Source organism: Nostoc sp. PCC 7107, assembly GCF_000316625.1.
Taxonomy (GTDB): Bacteria; Cyanobacteriota; Cyanobacteriia; order Cyanobacteriales; family Nostocaceae; genus Nostoc_B.
Genome location: NC_019676.1, coordinates 840,267 through 859,062, shown reverse-complemented (window position 1 = coordinate 859,062; position 18,796 = coordinate 840,267). Strand labels below are relative to the sequence as shown.

At 42.2% G+C, this 18,796-nt stretch carries 8 protein-coding genes; 7 read left to right on the top strand and 1 reads right to left on the bottom strand.

Annotation, left to right across the window (positions count from 1 at the left end; translation table 11 throughout):
- Positions 1–1,206, bottom strand: coding sequence for an ABC exporter membrane fusion protein (locus tag NOS7107_RS03615; RefSeq protein ID WP_015111631.1), 1,206 nt, complete (start codon positions 1,204–1,206; stop codon positions 1–3).
- Positions 1,207–1,897: 691 nt separating this feature from the next.
- Here NOS7107_RS03615 and NOS7107_RS03610 point away from each other — a divergent pair.
- From NOS7107_RS03610 to NOS7107_RS03580, 7 genes are all read left to right on the top strand, one after another.
- The gene (locus tag NOS7107_RS03610) at positions 1,898–3,238 is read left to right on the top strand and encodes a ParB N-terminal domain-containing protein (protein WP_015111630.1); all 1,341 of its coding nucleotides are present in this window, start codon (positions 1,898–1,900) and stop codon (positions 3,236–3,238) included.
- 749 nt (positions 3,239–3,987) lie between these two features.
- Positions 3,988–4,266 carry a hypothetical protein gene (locus NOS7107_RS03605; RefSeq protein ID WP_015111629.1) on the top strand — a complete coding sequence of 93 codons (279 nt, stop codon included), beginning with the start codon at positions 3,988–3,990 and terminating at the stop codon, positions 4,264–4,266.
- A gap of 366 nt (positions 4,267–4,632) precedes the next feature.
- Complete coding sequence (locus NOS7107_RS03600) at positions 4,633–10,014, top strand: type I polyketide synthase (RefSeq protein WP_015111628.1); 5,382 nt, start codon at positions 4,633–4,635, stop codon at positions 10,012–10,014.
- 134 nt (positions 10,015–10,148) lie between these two features.
- Positions 10,149–11,879, top strand: a complete 1,731-nt coding sequence (locus NOS7107_RS03595; RefSeq protein ID WP_015111627.1) for an SDR family NAD(P)-dependent oxidoreductase — start codon at positions 10,149–10,151, stop codon at positions 11,877–11,879.
- A gap of 176 nt (positions 11,880–12,055) precedes the next feature.
- Positions 12,056–13,423 (top strand): polyketide synthase, encoded by a 1,368-nt coding sequence (locus tag NOS7107_RS03590; protein WP_015111626.1) that lies wholly within the window; start codon positions 12,056–12,058, stop codon positions 13,421–13,423.
- A 144-nt stretch (positions 13,424–13,567) separates the two neighbouring features.
- Positions 13,568–16,864 carry a type I polyketide synthase gene (locus tag NOS7107_RS03585; protein WP_015111625.1) on the top strand — a complete coding sequence of 1,099 codons (3,297 nt, stop codon included), beginning with the start codon at positions 13,568–13,570 and terminating at the stop codon, positions 16,862–16,864.
- A 266-nt stretch (positions 16,865–17,130) separates the two neighbouring features.
- Positions 17,131–18,792 carry a PfaD family polyunsaturated fatty acid/polyketide biosynthesis protein gene (locus NOS7107_RS03580; RefSeq protein ID WP_253274503.1) on the top strand — a complete coding sequence of 554 codons (1,662 nt, stop codon included), beginning with the start codon at positions 17,131–17,133 and terminating at the stop codon, positions 18,790–18,792.
- The last annotated feature ends 4 nt before the right edge of the window (positions 18,793–18,796 follow it).

Genomic DNA, 18,796 nt, shown 5'->3' with positions numbered 1-18,796 from the left:
CTATATTTGAATAGCGACATCCACTTGCAAGTTAGTCAAACGCGCTACTCTTTGACTGTCTGCGGGGTTATCGATGGATATTTTTACTTCAATAATTCTTCGGTCTGTATCAGATCTGGGGTTAAGGCTAAAGATGCTTTGTTTATCAACTTGCCAACCAATTTCTTTGACAGTTCCCTGTAATTTTCCCGCAAATGCAGCACTGCTAATGCTGGCTTTTTGGCCCACACGTACTTTTTGAATATCGGTTTGATATACTTCTGCAACTACATACATTTGCGATATCTTACCGATTTCTGCAAAACCTGCGGTGTTGATAACTTCACCAGTTTTTGCGTGAATTTTGAGGATTTTACCGTCAATGGGAGCTTTGATGTAAGTTAAGTCTTGGTCAGCTTTAGCTTGTTTAATTGCTGTGACAGCACTTTTCACTTCAGTTTGGGCTGCATCAACATCGACAGAACGTACTTCACTGATACTGTTGAGTCTAGCTTTAGCTTCTGTTTGTTGGTCTTTGAGGGTGTTTTGTGTACGAGTTAGAGCAGCCTGGGCTTCTGTGAGTTGTTCTTGTGTAGTCTTAAGTTGTAAAGCTTTACTATCGGCAATAGAAGCGGCGATCGCACCTTGTTTGTATAATTTCTGATAGCGATCGTTCTCGGTTTGAGCGTTATCTACTTCCGCTTGAATGCGGTTAATTGTTGCCTGCTGAGTCGCAACTTCTCCTTTTAATTGAGACGCTAAATTCGCAATGGTTGCTTTTTGCGCGTTGATATCTCCAGATTTAGCACCAGCTTTTACCTGTGCTAATTTAGCTTTGGCAACTTGCAATTTATCTAAAGACTGTTGCAATGCTGCTGTAGCACGAGCATAATCTTCTAAATACGCCAATACTTGCCCTGCTTTAACTTCATCTCCTTCCTTCACCAACAGTTTTTCAACACGCACACCATTGATGGAATTCGGCGCAGATAAATAAGTAACTTTACCTTCTGGCTGCAAACGTCCTAAAGCCGTGATTGCAAGTTTAACTGGAACAGGTTTTGGTGGGGTTGCTTGAGTTGTTTGGACTGGAACACGAGAAAATTTTGGTGCAACACTGTAAAAAGTTCCTAGCCCAGCAGCAGCGATAGTGATAGAAGCTGCTAACATTATTTGCCATCGACTTAGGGGTTTTGTAAACAACTGGCTGTATTTTCTGAGTGCCATATTTTTATTCCAATTGTGCTATGCCAGAAAAGAGACTAAATGGCTATAATTTCAGCGATCGCATCATCAAGGCTGAAGCTTGAAAGATAATACGTCAGCCTGTTACTAGTTAGTTTTCTGTAAATTTTTGTACGCCTTTACACTACTATGAATTACTAACTTTGCGGAGAAATTACAGCGGGCGTGACTCTAAATCTTTCTCAGTTTTATCCTAATTTCTCATCAAATCCAGTATTCTAAAATACGATAGTGCTAACCAAAAAATTTAAATTTCCTCAAATGAAGCGTTTAGGAAAACTGGACAAACTGTGTCCAATTATTGCAAAGCACTTTAATCTTGTCAACCGATTGACATGGCTTAAGTTAGCTTTTAATGACCGTCAAGTAGGAAACAGGTAAGAGGTTACAAGTAACAGTAATCAAGATGATATTTTTTGTTACTCAAAATGTGTAATCTGCAATACTTTCGATGTACGTTTAAAGCCAAACTCTCTGTTTAAACTAACTTATAAAGTAAATGGATAACAAAATATTTATTCTGTCACCTGTAACTTCAATTCTGTAATATTCAATACTTTTCAGCTAATTCAGGAACAAAACTTGCAGTTTTAACTCACTAACTAAAATGTTTCATCTTGATTTTGCGTGTTATCTTGGGTGTTTTAACTGAAGTTATATAAAAACAGTAATTATGCCTGCAATTTCTGTAAATCAAATTCATATAGGTTCTAACCGCCGTCCTGTGAACGCGAATAAAGTTAATGAGTTAAAAGACTCAATTAAAGCAAACGGCTTATTAAACCCCATCACAGTAGATCAGAATTTGACTTTAATTGCGGGGCTACATCGCCTGACAGCCTGTAAGCTTTTGGGATTGGAAGCCATTGAATGCAATGTTGTCACCTATCAAGACTCTGATCAAGCGCGGTTGGCGGAAATTGACGAAAACTTGATTCGCAATGAGCTAGAACCCTTAGAACGTTCGGAACTGTGGTTAGAACGCGACCAGATTTTAGAACGTATGGGACTGCGGGCGAAACCGGGAGATAACCAGCATACTTTCAAAGCTGGTGAAATGATTTCACCACCTCCTAAAAGAACTATCGAGTTAGCGAAGGAAGTGGGTTACTCTGAACGGACTTTTCAGCATGGGAAACAAATTGCTAAAAGTATTCATCCAGATGTCAAACAGATAATAAAGGGTACACCCCTGGCGGATAGCCCCACAATACTACTAAAAATCGCCAGGGCTGGAAGTGAAGAGCGTGCCTTAGCCGAAACTGCACAGAAGGCTTTGGAGTTAGCCCAACAGCAGGGAGATAAACAAACTACAGCCCAGCAAAATCAATTAATTGCAGAAGCCACAAGAAAGCAAAAAGAGTTACAGATATTAGCTTTTAAAAGTGCTATGGCGGAGAGAGAAGCAAAATTGGCACTAAAAAAAGTGCAACGCCAAGTAGAACAAGTAATTGAACAACCAAAAGCTAATTTAGAACCTGTGATCAAACTTGGAGAAGAATGGATGCTGGGGAGACATTTGGTCTATTGTGGCGATACTTACACTTCACAGTTTCGCAATCTGTTACCTTCAGATGCAGCACTGGCGATCGCTACTGTCTCCTCTACATGGCAACATAATTATTTAGTAGACGAAGCTAGAGTTGTGGCTGTCCTCCGTTCTGAAGGGCAAATTTATGATTTTTACAAAAATAACAAAATGCCGTTTCAATATGAGTTGTTAGTAAATAACCTTTACATAGGCATTTTTTCTCATCATTTAATTGCTAAACCACAATCACCAATTCACATTGAAGGTGTTGAAGGTATTGTGAATTACTTAATCAATTTCTACACCAGTCCAAATAATTTTGTCATTGCTCCGTTTATGGGGCATGGTGAAATATTGATTGCGTGCGAAAGATTGGGACGCATCTGTTTTATTGGTGATGAAACTCCACAATTAGTTAGTCGGGGCGTAATGCGTTGGCAGCAATGGACTAGCAAGCCAGCGAAAAAAATGCTGAGTGTTTAATCTCATCAATCACATTATTTATGAGCAGTTATACCCCAACCTCTTAAAGAAGTCGGGAATATGAATGCCTCTTTTTATGTAACATTTTTGGCAGATATTCATTGCAAGCCTTTAAATGTTGACAATCGATGAAATGTCATCAAAAGATTGTTTATTCTGTACTTTTCAAAGATTTAATCTTTGCTTGATTAATAACTTTTTGGTGTTAGTTTATGCCGTATTTTTAAAATTCATCAAAAAGTTAGCTCAGATTATGATGTTCTGTTGAAATAACAAGATATATGCTGATGTATTTATGCAATTATTTTCCACTGAGTACCTTGATGTGAAGAATGGCTGATAAATTAAGCTGTGACTGGAATAGGCAGTGCGATCGCACAAATTATCAATTACTAAATGTGAGTTACTAAATATACTTGTATGCCACATTTTGTTTAACATTGACATCAGCCAAAAGCCAGATTTTTTTCTTAAAATCCCTTGAAGAAATGATTTAGTTTGTGTGAAGTGTGCTATTCTTTTTATTAATTCACCTCTTCAAAGCGGAACGGAAACAGAACACATTTATCGCCCTTGAAGATGAGAAACCTACTATACAAAGTCGCATCACCATCACTTGTAAATATTGAGTATTTTTGTCAAGTCGCTATGAAATTCAAAGTAGAGGTGATGTTCTTTCGGTAACGAACTTGTCAGCTTTTCTGGGTCGAATTTCGTACAATATATTATCCTGGACGTTGAAACTGGCTATGGCATTTATCAAGATACAGAACGTTGTCATTAATACCAGCTACGTTGCTGCTGTTAAGCTAGATAATCAAACGAGCTTGGGAGAAAAAAGCGTTTCTGTCCTCATAGCTACTCCTAAGTTTCCAGTGTTCCAGTTAGATACAATCACACAAAACTTCTACCATTACGAATGGCTTGAATTCACTGGTCAAGCCGCTAATGCGCTTCAAGATTATTTTACCAGTTTCAACAACGTTATTGACTTGCTACCACAATATCAAGAAAAGTGTGAAGTGTGAAGTATGAATTATGAAGTATGAAAGGCTTCATTCTGGTGGTGCGAATAAATGTCACTAGGTTATGTCTATAAACTTTACAAAGGACAAATGACATTTCTACTCACCTACTTCTAGCGGCAGTCAGATATGTTAGGAAATTTTGAAAGCTTGAATACCAGGAATAATCAAACTTTTACCTCCTGCCTTCTGCCTGCTGCTATGATTCTTCACCTTCATTTGTATTGTGTAGTGTTTGTTAGGAAAAAAGCATTTAGCCTTCACACATAGGATAGCTAGTTGCTGATCACAACAGACAGATTTTTTTGATGGGTAACAAAGACTACTGTAGCTTCAGCATCCACAGTAATTTAAAACTGTCTATGTCCTATGTCTGCTTATTCAATTGATACTGCCTTGGCGGAGTTAGAAGCCCAGATCAACAGTTGTGAAAAGACTTTGATTAGGTTTATAGAGGAAAAAAAAATGACGACAGATAAACCAATGTCGATTAACAAAATTAACAGACAACTGCAACAAAACCCTATAGCCATTGTTGGTATGGCTTCGCTATTTGCTAAAGCCAGAAACTTGCGGGAATATTGGCAAAATATCATTAACAAAATCGATTGTATTACTGATGTACCTTCCTCTCACTGGAGCGTAGAAGATTACTACGACCCTAACCCCAGAACCCCAGAAGATAAAACATACTGTAAACGCGGCGGCTTTATTCCAGAAGTTGATTTTAACCCAATGGAATTTGGGATTCCGCCCAGCATTTTAGAAGTAACTGATGTTTCCCAGCTATTAAGTTTGGTCATTGCTAAAGAAGCAATGGAAGATGCTGGTTATGGTGAATCTCGTGAGTTTAGCCGCGAAACTATCGGCGTAGTTCTCGGTGTGGCGATGGCTAAACAATTGGGAATGCCACTAGCTGCACGGTTGGAATATCCTATTTGGGAAAAGGTTCTTAAAAGCAGTGGTCTTTCTGACGAAGACACCAAAAAAATCGTTGACAAAATCAAAAGTGCTTACGTTAAGTGGGATGAAAACGCCTTCCCCGGTATGCTGGCTAACGTCGTGGCTGGACGCATTGCTAACCGCTTGAACTTTGGCGGAATCAACTGTGTAGTTGATGCGGCTTGCGCTAGTTCCTTTGGTGCTTTAAAACTCGCTATTAGCGAACTCATCGAACATCGCGCCGACATGATGCTGACTGGTGGTGTGGATACCGACAACACCATCATGGCTTACATCTCCTTCAGCAAAACCCCGGCGGTTTCTCCTAGCGAAAGCGTTAAACCCTTTGATGCTAAGTCTGATGGGATGATGTTGGGTGAAGGTATTGGGATGATTGTTCTCAAGCGTCTAGAAGATGCTGAACGAGACAACGATAAAATCTATGCCGTAATTAAAGGTATTGGTACTTCTAGCGATGGTCGCTACAAGAGTATTTATGCACCTCGCAAAGAAGGTCAAGTAACCGCCTTGCGCCGCGCTTATGAAGATGCTGGTTTCTCTCCGGCTACCGTTGGTCTGATGGAAGCCCACGGTACGGGTACAATGGCTGGCGACCCCACAGAATTCGGTTCTTTAAGAGACTTTTTTGGGGTACACGACCAGAAAAAACAGCACATCGCTTTAGGTAGTGTGAAATCCCAAATTGGACACACCAAAGCGGCTGCGGGTGCGGCAAGTTTAATTAAAACTGCCTTGGCACTACATCACAAAATTTTACCGCCAACTATTAATATTACTGAGCCGAACCCCAAACTCGACATTAACAACTCGGCATTTTATCTGAATACCGAAACCAGACCTTGGATACGTGCGGAAGGCGACGCGCCAAGACGTGCGGGTGTGAGTTCCTTCGGTTTTGGTGGGACAAACTACCACGTCGTTTTAGAAGAATACGAGGCCGGACAAAATCAACCTTACCGCATACACGGCACGCCCCAAGAAATTCTGCTGTTTGCTGAGAACCCAGCGCAATTACTCAGCAAGTGCGAAGCAGATTTATGGAAGTTGCAATCAGAAGGCGCTGAGAGACACTTTGCACAGTTGTTACAAGATAGTCAATCAGTAGAAATTCCCCAAACTGCGGCGAGAGTTGGGTTTGTTGCTGAGAATTTACAAGAAACTTGCAAGTTATTGCAAATTAGCATCGACTGGCTAAAACTCAAAGGTGCAGCCGCATCTTGGGAACATCCTCAAGGTATTTACTACCGCGCTTCCGGGATGGAGTTAGGCGGTAAAGTTGTCGCGCTATTCTCTGGTCAAGGTTCCCAATACCTAGAAATGGGTCGGGAATTGGTGATGAACTTCCCTGAGATGCAGCGGTTACATGGTTACATGGATAGCTTGTTACTCAAAGACAACTTGCAACCACTCTCAGAAATTGTCTTCCCCCGCCCAACCTTTGAAGAAGCAGAGAAAAACGCGCAAGTTGCCGCACTGCAACGTACAGAATACGCTCAACCTGCAATTGGTGTATTCAGTGCTGGGTTGTATTCTATCCTGCAAAAAGCGGGTTTCAAATCTGATTTTGTTGCCGGACACAGCTTTGGCGAACTAACAGCATTGTGGGCTGCGGGTGTATTGAGTGAAGCAGATTACTTGTTCTTAGTGAAATCTCGTGGTCAAGCAATGGCAGCGCCAGAAGACCCAGACCACGATGCAGGTACAATGTTGGCTGTCAAAGAAGACATCAACAAAATCGAGCCGATACTGAAGCAGTTCCCACAAGTATCCATTGCTAACTTCAATTCACCGACGCAGGTAGTGTTGGCAGGGCCGACCGCAGAAATCGCCAAAGTCCGCCAAGCTTTGCAAGAACAGGGATACACGGCTGTACAGCTACCAGTTTCCGCAGCCTTCCACACTTCGCTGATAGCTTTCGCTCAGAAGTCTTTTGCGATCGCCACTAAGTCAGTTAAATTCAATACTGCTCAAATTCCAGTTTTCAGTAATGTTACTGGCAAGCCTTATCCCCAAGACTCCACCGGAATGCAGCGCATCCTGGAAACTCACCTGGCAAGTTCGGTGCTGTTTAAACAGGAAATTGAAAATATCTACGCCGCTGGTGGTGCTTGCTTTGTGGAATTCGGGCCGAAACGAATTCTGACTAACTTAGTTAAAGATATTTTAGGCGATCGCCCTCATATTACCATCGCCTTGAATCCTAGCACTCAGAAGAATAGCGATCGTTCTCTGCGGGAAGCAGCAGTACAAATGCGCGTCATCGGGATGCAGTTGAAGAACCTTGACCCCTATCAAGTTCAACCTGCACTACCTCCGGCGGAGAAGAAGAAAACCTTGAGTGTGCGTCTCAACGGTATCAACTACGTTTCGGAGAAAACTAGAAACGGGTTCAAGGAAGCTTTGGAGAGTGGACATAAGGTTTCTTTACCTGCTGCACCTGCACCAGTTGTTAGTGCTACCCCAGAATTTTCTGAAACGAACCGCCAAGAGATAAGAGTTTTAGAGAATTCAGGTGTAAATTTTCAAGAAATAATCAAACCGGAACCAGCACCTGAAGTTACTTCCACAACAAGTATTACTGAACCACAACCAGAAATGAATCCGGCGATCCTTTCTAATCAACTAGCCCAGGAAACTGATATGCCAACACCTGAAAACTTGGTGAACAACCAGCGAATGCTAGAAAGTTTAGAGTACCTGCTGACCCAATTCCAAAAGAATCAATCTGATAATTTACAAACTCACGGTCAGTACCTTAATCATCAGATGGAATACACTAAAGCATTCTTCCAACTGATGCAGCAGCAAAACGCTTTGTTCGCTAACGCCAAGTCTTCCCAAGAGGTAGCGCAACTGAAGCTAGTGGTGATGGAAGGTGTCGAACGCAGCATGATGCAGTTTCATTCTCAACAAGGTGAAACCCTCCGCATCCATGAACAATATCTTCTGGAACAGGTAGAATACGCCAAAAACTTCTTCAATCTTATTCAGCAACAATATTCACAGTTGATTGCTGGTGGTGTTGCAGTTGAACCAAGCAATACCCCTGTCAGCGATGCACCAGTACCTCCCACCACTAAAATTGTTGCACCAACTCCAGTAGTTGAGCCTGTAGCGAAAAATGGCAATGGTAACGGTTATGCTGCTAAACCTGTTGAAATGCCAGCTGCACCAGCACCTCAACCTGTAGCAGTTGCACCTACACCTGTAATTGAAACACCAATTGCACTCGTACCTCAGCCTGTTGCTTTCACTCCTGCGCCTGTAATTGAAACACCAGTCGCACCAGCACCCCAACCTGTAGTAGTTGCACCCGCACCAGTAGTCCAAATTCCCACACCCCAACCTGTAGCGGTAATTAGCGCCCCCATCGTAGCTACACCTGCGGTTGATATCTCCGACTTAGACAAAAACCTGCTGGCAATTATCAGTGATAAAACTGGCTACCCAGTGGAAATGCTCGAATTAGAGATGGACATGGAAGCCGACTTGGGTATTGACTCCATCAAACGAGTGGAAATCTTGGGTGGGTTACAAGAAATGTATCCTAACTTACCCAAGCCCAACTTAGAAGAACTAGCAGAAAAACGCAGCATCGGCGACATCATTACATATCTACAATCTAATGCTTCGGGAAATCCTAGTGTCGGAGTTGCAGTGTTACCCGCACCAGTCGCACCAGAAATGCCAGTTACTACCTTACCCGTAGTTCCTATAGTTCCTGTAGCACCTGCACCTGAACCAGTAGTAATTGCTGAGACTCCAGTTGCAGAAACAGTAGAAGATACTACAGAATACGCAGACATCGCCCAAACTCTACTAAATATTACCAGCGATAAAACTGGCTATCCAGTCGAGATGCTGGAACTCGAAATGGACATGGAAGCCGACTTAGGTATCGACTCCATCAAACGGGTAGAAATTTTGGGAACAATGCAAGAAACGTACCCCAACCTACCCAAACCCAACGTCGAAGACTTGGGTGACTTGCGAACCATCGGTCAAATAGTTGAGTATCTGCAACGCCTAGTTGCGGGGGAAAAAAAAAAGCCTGATTCTAACTGGGGCTTCCAGCCAGTCCAAGTAATCGAAAACGTTGCGCGTCGTCCCGCGCAACTAAAAATCCTCTCCCTACCTGACAGCTTAGAGTTCAGTTTACCAGAGGGACACATTTGTTTAATTACAGATGATGGCTCCCTCACCACCTCTCAAGTAGCGCAATCTTTGACTGAACGCGGTTGGAAAGTAGTAGTATTAAGCTTCCCCCAAGCCATCATCGCCCAACAAGCACCCTTAACGGCTGGTGTAGAACGCATCACTCTCGCAGATATGAGTGAAGAATTACTCCAACACAAATTATCTGCGATCGCAACTAATATTGGTACAATTGGCAGTTTCATTCACATCCATCCACAGGGTGTAGAACAGGACAAAGCGATAGTTAAGCACATCTTCTTTGTAGCGAAACACCTGAAAAAACCCCTCACCGAAACCGCCAACTACACCCGCAGTTCTTTTCTAACAGTAGTGCGCTTAGATGGAGCCTTTGGCTTAGAGCATAACACCAATTATGGAGCGATCGCAGGTGGTTTATTCGGACTCACCAAAACCCTGAAATGGGAATGGCCAAAAGTATTTGCTCGCTCAATTGATTTGAGTCCAGCAATAGATCCGCAAAAGTCGGCTGAACATATTATTGCCGAACTGTGCGACTCGAATCTTTATATCAATGAAGTCGCTTATGGTTCTCAAGGACGGGTTACGTTGAAGGCTTCCGTAGTTAAGTAAAAGTCTCACGCAAAGGCGCAAAGAAGAGCGCACAGAAAAACTCTTTTTACTTTGCGTCCTCTGCGCCTTGGCGGTACCCTTCGGGAAGCCGCTTCGCGTCTACGTTTAAATAAATTCTCAACTTCAAAATAAATATGACCACAGCAACTCAGGTTCGTTCTTCCTCAGTATTTCTCGTCAGTGGCGGTGCAAAAGGAATCACCTCCCTCTGTGTTAAAAAACTCGCACAACAACAACCTTGCACATTTATACTCCTCGGTCGTTCCGAAATATTAGAAAACGAACCAGACTTCGCCAAAGATTGTTTTGAAGATGCTGCATTAAAAAAACGCATCATGGAAAATCTCCTCGCTCAAGGTGAGAAGCCTACACCCATGAGTGTGCAGAAAATATATAACAAAATTGCTTCCAGCCGCGAAATTAAACAGACACTAGCAGAAATCCAAGCCACAGGCGCAAAAGTTGAATATCTGAGTGCTGATGTCACAAATGTTGCTGAATTACAACAAAAATTAGCAGCCACAGTTGCACGTACTGGCGCAATAACTGGCATTATTCACGGTGCTGGTAACTTAGCCGATAAATTAATCGAAAAGAAAACCGACCAAGACTTTGAAAAAGTTTATACAGCTAAAGTTCAAGGCTTAGAAAATCTACTTAATTGCGTTAACCCCAACCAACTAGAACAGTTAGTATTGTTCTCCTCCGTAACTGGATTTTACGGCAACATTGGGCAATCAGATTATGCGATCGCTAACGAAATACTCAACAAATCAGCCCATCTATTCAAACAAAACCATCCCAATTGTCACGTAGTTGCAATCAACTGGGGTGGTTGGGATAGCGGTATGGTGACACCAGAACTCAAAAAAGCCTTCGCTGAACGCGGAATTGATATCATCCCCGTAGATATCGGCGCACAAATGCTAGTCAATGAACTGCATCCCGCCCACCATGACTCCACACAAGTAGTTATCGGTAGCCCCACAATTCGCCCACCTGCACCCTTAGATGCAGAACTCAAAAGCTACCGTATTCGTCGCCGCATCGTATTAGAAGCAAACCCCTTCTTATATGATCATGTCATCGCTGGTTCCCCCGTATTACCAGCAACCTGCGCCATGTCTTGGATGATTAATGCTTGTGAAGAATTGCATCCAGGTTATCGCTATTTAAGTTGTAAAGAATTCAAAGTCCTCAAAGGAATTACCTTCGCAAATTCTAACGTCAGCGAACACATTCTCGAAATCCAAGAACTCGCCAAAAGTGAATCTGAATTTGTCGAATTACAAACCACAATCTTAAGCAAAACACCAGAAGGCAAAACTCATTATCACTTCCGCGCCAATATTAAAATCGTGCGGACAATGCCAGAAGCCCCGATTTACGAATCAATAAACCTCAGCGAAGATAACATTATCACCGCCACAGGTACAGACTTTTATCAAAAAGATAGCTCCTCATTATTCCACGGCCCAGCATTTCAAAAAATCACCAGAGTCATCAACATTACCCCCGAAAAAATCACTGCCGAATGCTATTGGGCTTCAATTTCTGCTCAAACACAAGGGCAATTTCCGATCAATTGGCACAACCCATACTGCAACGATTTAAGCACACAACCTTTATGGTTATGGCTCAACCATTTCCATCAAGAAATTTGCTTACCAGGACAACTAACCCACTCCGAACAATTCCTCGCCTTACCTTGCGATGAAATCTTCTACGTTTCCTGTGAAATCAAAGCCAAAACAGCCACAGGCGTAACCTCCGACTATTACATCCATGACCGCGAAGGTAAAATATACTCTCGCATCCTCGGAGCCAAAGCAGTCATTTGGCCCATGAGAATGATGAATAAATAACCGCCCATAAACGCAGATAACCCTCCTCACACCTTTGCGCTTACCTCAGCGTAACTCTGCGTTTAAAATAGCAATAGTAATCTCTTTCTCCGCGCCTTTGCGTGAAATAAACTCTTAATTTCCACTCCGGGGAACACCGTAAATCCTAAAAATATACCCCAACAAGGACAACAACAGTGGAAAAAATCGCCATCATCGGTATATCTTGCCTTTTTCCCGACGCTAATAATCCTGAACAATTTTGGCAGAATATCACCGAACAAAAAAGCTCAACCTCAGAAGTTACCGTCGCTGAAATTGGCGTAGATCCCACAATATTTTACGACCCAGCTAAAGGCAAACCGGAAAAAATTTACTTCCTCCAAGGTGGATTTATTCGCAATTTTCAATTCGACCCCAGCGAATACAATTTACCCTCAAACTTAGTAAATAGCTTAGATAACACCTTTAAATGGTCACTGTATGCAGCAAAACAAGCAGTGCAAAATAGTGGCTATTTAGGTAATCAACAAGCCCTCGCCAAATGCGGCGTAATTTTAGGAACACTCTCCCTACCGACAAAACTTTCCAATCAATTATTATCCCCCATTTATCGGCGCACAATTGATGGTGCGATCGCCGAACTTCTGCAAGACCAAGATTTCCATTTAGCTGCCATCTCCCCAACCACCAAACCATCGCCACAAAACGCGATGATCTCCGGCTTACCCGCCGCCCTAATAGCTCAATCTCTCTCTTTATCAGGTACTCACTTTTGTATAGATGCCGCTTGTTCCTCTGCCTTTTACTCCATCAAACTAGCATCTCATTACCTACAAACAGGCAAAGCAGATTTAATGCTGGCTGGGGCAATTAGTTGTTCTGATCCTCTATTTTTGAGAATGCTTTTTTCTGGTATTCAAGGATATCCAGAAAACGGTATTAGCCGCCCCTTAGATAAAGCATCACGCGGCTTAATTACCTCTGAAGGTATCGGGATGGTAATTCTTAAACGTTATAGTGATGCTGTCAGAGATGGTGATAATATCCTCGCCACTGTTTGCGGTAATGGACTATCTAATGATGGTAGAGGCAAACATTTATTAAGTCCCAATGTTAAAGGACAAACACTAGCTTACAAACGAGCTTATCAAGAAGCGCAAATCAATCCGAAAGAAATTGATTATCTAGAGTGTCACGCTACAGGCACACTCTTAGGCGATACCACCGAATGTAATTCTGTAGAAAGCTTTTTTGGACAACATCAAGCATCGCCTTTAGTAGGTTCTGCTAAATCCAACGTCGGACATTTGTTAGTAGGTGCTGGCATGGTCGGCTTAACTAAAGCAATTTACAGCATGAATCATGGTGTAATTCCGCCCACGATTAATGTTGATGAACCCATCGGTGCAGAAAATACAGTTATTTCTCCTAAAAATATTGTCAAAACAACAACACCGTGGCCTAACAATAATTCAACTAAACGCGTAGCCTTAAGTGCCTTTGGTTTTGGTGGAACTAACTCACACATTATTTTGGAAAAAACCGCGAAGGACACAAAGTAAAGAGATTTTTGCGTGAGTCTACAAAGTTATCTCTCTTCTCTCTAACTCTGTGTTCTCTGCGCCTCTGTGGTTCGTTATTCCCTCTTCCCTTTGCGTTTTTGCACCTTTGCGTGAGGCAAAAAAAATTTGTTTAGGTACTCAATAATGACACAAGATAATAAAAACAAAATTGCGATTATTGGCATGGATGCCTTCTTCGGCGAATGTAATACCTTAGATACTTTTGAACGCAGTATTTATGATGGCAAACAGCATTTTATACCCCTACCTGAAAAAAGATGGTATGGCATAAATGAACAAAAAGATTTACTGCAAGAATACGGTCTAATTGATGGTAAACCACCTGTTGGGGCATATATCAAAGACTTTGAAATTGATACTTTGGCCTATAAAATTCCTCCCAACGAAGTCGAACAACTCAACCCCCAACAACTCTTAATCTTGAAGGTTGCAGAACGCGCCATTAAAGATGCGAAACTACCGGAAGGTGGAAATGTCGCGGTAATTATTGCGGCTGAAGCAGAATTATCTGTTCATCAGCTACAGCAAAGATGGGATTTGTCTTGGCAAATCAAAGATGGTTTGAATGCAGCAGAAATTACCTTACCAGCAGAAAAGATTGCTCAACTAGAAACCATCGTTAAAGATAGCGTTCACCAACAAGTAGAAATTGGTGAGTACTTAAGCTATATCACCAACATCATGGCGAGTCGCATATCTTCGCTGTGGGACTTTACCGGGCCTGCTTTCACTCTCACATCTGTAGAGACTTCTGCTTTCAAAGCGTTAGAAGTTGCTCAAATGCTATTGATGACTGGTGAAGCTGATGCAGTCGTTGTTGGTGCTGTTGACTTAGCTGGTGGTGTAGAAAATGTTTTGTTACGCCATCAAACAGCCAAGATAAACAGTGGTGTGAATACCCTGAGTTATGACCAAAAAGCCGACGGTTGGACTGTGGGTGAAGGTGCTGGTGCAGTTGTTCTCAAACGCTATGATGTGGCACAAGAGAATGGCGATCGCATTTATGCCACTATTGATGCTGTTAGTATCGGACAATCTCTTGTTAATTCAGCTAACGAAGCCTTTCATAGCGCAGGTGTACAACCTTCTCAGGTGAAGTATGTAGAAGTTTGCGCCAGCGGTATCCCCCAAGAAGACGAAACCGAAATCACTAGTTTATTGCAAGCATATCCATCTGTAGGGAATGGTTTGCACTGTGCTATCGGTAGCGTCAAAGCCAATATCGGACACACTCAAGTAGCTTCGGGAATTGCCAGCTTAATTAAAACAGCATTGTGTCTTTACTACCGCTACATTCCTGGTACTCCCAACTGGTCTGGCGTAAAAACACCTCAACAATGGGAAGGAAGTCCTTTTTATGTGGCGACAGAATCTCGCCCTTGGTTCTTGGGTAAAGATTCTGACCTTCGGATAGCAGCAATTAATGGTGTGGGTTGTGATGGCACTTACGCTCATCTGATTATCTCGGAAGACCCCACCCAAGAAGAACGCCCTAGCCGATATTTGGAACAAATGCCATATCATCTGTTCCCCATTGCAGCTGACGACAAAGACAGTATCTTTGCGGCGCTAAATAGTTTGCAAAAAAGCATTGAAACTAGTTCTTCTTTATCAGAGAGTGCTAGTCAAGCCTTTGCTGCATATAAAGCTAATACTCAGGCACAGTACGCCATAGCTATCAACGGACGGAACAAAAAAGAACTTCTCAAAGAAATCGAATCAGCCCGTAAAGGTGTCAAAACGGCTTTTGATAAAGGTACAGACTGGCAAACACCTGTAGGTAGTTACTTCACACCTAAACCTTTGGGACAAAGTGCTGAAATTGCTTATGTGTATCCAGCGGCGGTGAACTCTTATGTGGGCATGGGTCGGAATCTTTTCCGCCTGTTCCCTAGAATCTTCAACGACCACATGGTGAAGAGTATACATAAGCGGGTAGCGGATGTAGAACTACGAGTGTTTCCGAGAAGTTTGAGTAAATTATCCCTCAGACAGCTAGAAACTCTAGAAAAGCAATTGCTAGATGACTCTTTAGCAATGTTTGAAGCGGAAATGTTCTTTACCAGGCTCCTCACCACAATTATTCGGGATGACTTTCAACTCAAGCCGAAGTATGTATTTGGCTACAGTTTGGGTGAAACTAGTATGATGGTCGCTCAAGGGGTTTGGAGCGATTTCTTTCAAGGTAGTAGTTCCTTTAATTCCTCAGCGTTGTTTGGGAGTAGGTTATCTGGCCCGAAAAATGCTGTCCGCGAGTTTTGGGGCTTACCAAACACAGATAATTCAGATAAAACCTTTTGGGGTAACTTCGTCTTGATGACCAGTCCCGAACAAGTTCAGGCAGCCATCAAGAACGAGCCACAAGTTTATCTAACACAAATTAATACACCGGAAGAAGTGTTAATTGCTGGTGAACCAGCCGCTTGTAAGCGAGTTATCGCCGCCTTGGGTTGTAATTCTTTCGTGGCTCCTTTCGATCACGTTATCCACTGTGAAACGATGCGCTCGGAGCATGGAGAGTTAGTTAAATTAAATACTTTGCCATCCCAGAATCTATCAGGTGTTACCTTCTACTCGGCGGCGGAATATCAACCTATTGTAATTGAGAGTGGTGCGATCGCTGACCACATCGCCACCGGACTTTGTCAACAATTAGATTTCCCCCGCCTAGTCAACCGCCTCCACGACGACGGCGCAAGAATTTTCATCGAAGCTGGTGCGGGTGGTGTCTGTTCCCGCTGGATTGATAAAATCCTCGAAGACAAAGACCACATCACTGTATCCCTCAATCGCCGGGGGATGGATGACCATACTAACATTGTCAAAGCACTAGCAAAACTTCTCAGCCATCGCGTAGCTGTAGATTTATCACCACTCTACAATCTCGCACCAACAACTAAACAAAATAAAGCCACCTTACGCACTATTACAGTCGGTGGTAAATCGATTACAGCGAGTATTTTGACTGAAGAAAATCGCCAACTTTTCCAAGATTTAGCTACGAAAGCAAAAGATATTCAAGCAGAAAATCTGCATTCAAATATACCATTTCCTGATGAAGTTGACATCATCAAATCACTGCAAGATACTCATAAAATCTTAGGCGGTGAAATTCTGACTCAAAATGCCGAAGTTTCCAGGAAAGATATCATTGAACACGGTTTTACAGCAGCAGAAAAATTAGAATCTTCTGAGTTAATCGCCACGCCTAACCAAGCATCTGCTATCAATCATGATTTAGATATATTAATTAGAATGCTGGAGTTAAATACATCTCATTGTCAAAAGCTGAATGCTAATAATGCTCGGATAACGCAAGCACATACAGCTTTTTTACAAGCTCGTCAAGATTTTAGTAAGCAAATGGGTGAAATTATTCAATTGCAATTAGTTTGCGCCGAAGATTTGCTTAAAGAATGAGTTTGAATGCACGTTACCTCATGGTTTAAGGATAAGGCGTGTTAATGCTTTATTCTTAGACCTTTCCTAAACTTTTAAAAATTCACGCAGAGGCGCAGAGACACAGAGGTAAAGAGAATTAAATGCAACATATATAACTCGAAATATCTCTCAAACTCCGCACCTCCGCGTCCACCGAAGTTTCCTCAACGGGGGAACCCCCGCACGCAACTTCTCTCTGCGTGAGATAAAAAATCTGATACTGAACAATCCGAGGGATAACTACTGTGACGACCTTCGATATGCCACTCAGCACCCAAGATAATGGCTTGAGATTTTCTACCTACAACTACAATCAAAATCTTGTTTGGAAAGGTAACTTAGAAAGTATATCTTTTGAGCAGCAAGCTATCAAAGATAAATTACTTGTATTAGATAAACCTTGCTACATTGTGAGAATTGCCGGGAAAGTTGGTGTTACTAATGAAGGGTATTTATATCCTGTTGAAAATGGTACAACTTCACAGGTAGAATTACTAACTTCCATTGCACCACTTTCTCTTCAACAGTTAGGCGACCCCAGTTTTCTCTCTGCTTATGGTGTCAAATATGCCTACATGACTGGCGCAATGGCTGGTGGTATTGCTTCCGAAGAAATGGTGATTGCTTTAGGAAAAGAAAGAATTTTAGGTTCTTTTGGTGCAGGTGGTTTACCTCCAGAAAGAATAGAAGCCGCAATTCAAAAAATTCAGCAAGCTTTACCTAATGGCCCCTATGCTTTCAATTTAATTCACAGTCCTAACGATATGGCAATTGAACGCCGGGCTGTGGATTTATATCTGAAATATGGGGTGAAGGTTGTAGAAGCTTCGGCATTTTTAGATTTAACACCCAATATTGTTTATTATCGACTTGCTGGGTTAAGTTTAAATGATGCCAATCAAATCATCATTAAAAATAAAGTCATCGCTAAAATTTCTCGCCGGGAAGTTGCGAGTAAATTTATGCAGCCAGCACCAGCGAAAATTATTCAAGAATTACTTGAGCAAGGATTAATTACTGAGTTACAAGCTAAATTGGCTGAGAAAGTGCCAATGGCTGATGATATTACTGTAGAAGCTGATTCTGGCGGACATACTGATAATCGTCCTTTAGTTTGTTTGCTCCCTTCACTGATTGCGTTAAGGAATGAAATTCAAGCTCAATATCATTATTCTCAACCAATTAGAATCGGTGCAGCCGGGGGAATTGCTACCCCAGAATCAACCTTAGCAGCTTTGATGATGGGTGCGGCTTATGTAGTTACTGGTTCTATCAATCAAGCTTGTGTTGAATCTGGTGCTTGTGAGCATACCAAAAAACTATTAGCACAAGCAGAAATGGCTGATGTAACTATGGCTCCTGCTGGCGATATGTTTGAAATGGGTGTGAAAGTTCAAGTGCTAAAACGGGGTACGATGTTCCCCATGCGGGCGCAAAAATTGTATGAATTGTACCGCACTTATAACTCAATTGAAGAAATCCCTGCGGCAGAAAGGGAGAAGTTAGAAAAACAAGTTTTTCGGAAAACTATTGCTGAGGCTTGGGAAGGAACGGCTGCTTATTTATCACAGAAAAACCCGGAAAAATTGGGCAAAGCTGTAAATAATCCTAAGCTGAAAATGGCTTTAATTTTCCGTTGGTATTTAGGCTTATCTTCTCGCTGGTCTACTGCTGGTGAAAAAGGTCGAGAAGTTGATTATCAAATTTGGTGCGGCCCGGCGATGGGTGGTTTTAATGACTGGGTGCGTGGTTCTTATTTAGCTGAACCAGAAAACCGCCGAGTTGTCGATGTTGCTGACCATATTATGCAGGGCGCGGCGTTTTCCTATCGCATCCAAAATTTAAAAATTCAAGGTTTGCAAATACCCGATTACTACACTCAATATCGTCCTGAAGTTTGTCAATAATTGA

Bases quoted from the DNA above. Each gene is read 5' to 3' on its own strand.
- NOS7107_RS03600 (WP_015111628.1), top strand. From the start codon at position 4,633: ATGTCTGCTTATTCAATTGATACTGCCTTGGCGGAGTTAGAAGCCCAG.
- NOS7107_RS03595 (WP_015111627.1), top strand. From the start codon at position 10,149: ATGACCACAGCAACTCAGGTTCGTTCTTCCTCAGTATTTCTCGTCAGT.
- NOS7107_RS03615 (WP_015111631.1), bottom strand. From the start codon at position 1,206: ATGGCACTCAGAAAATACAGCCAGTTGTTTACAAAACCCCTAAGTCGA.
- NOS7107_RS03610 (WP_015111630.1), top strand. From the start codon at position 1,898: ATGCCTGCAATTTCTGTAAATCAAATTCATATAGGTTCTAACCGCCGT.
- NOS7107_RS03585 (WP_015111625.1), top strand. From the start codon at position 13,568: ATGACACAAGATAATAAAAACAAAATTGCGATTATTGGCATGGATGCC.
- NOS7107_RS03605 (WP_015111629.1), top strand. From the start codon at position 3,988: ATGGCATTTATCAAGATACAGAACGTTGTCATTAATACCAGCTACGTT.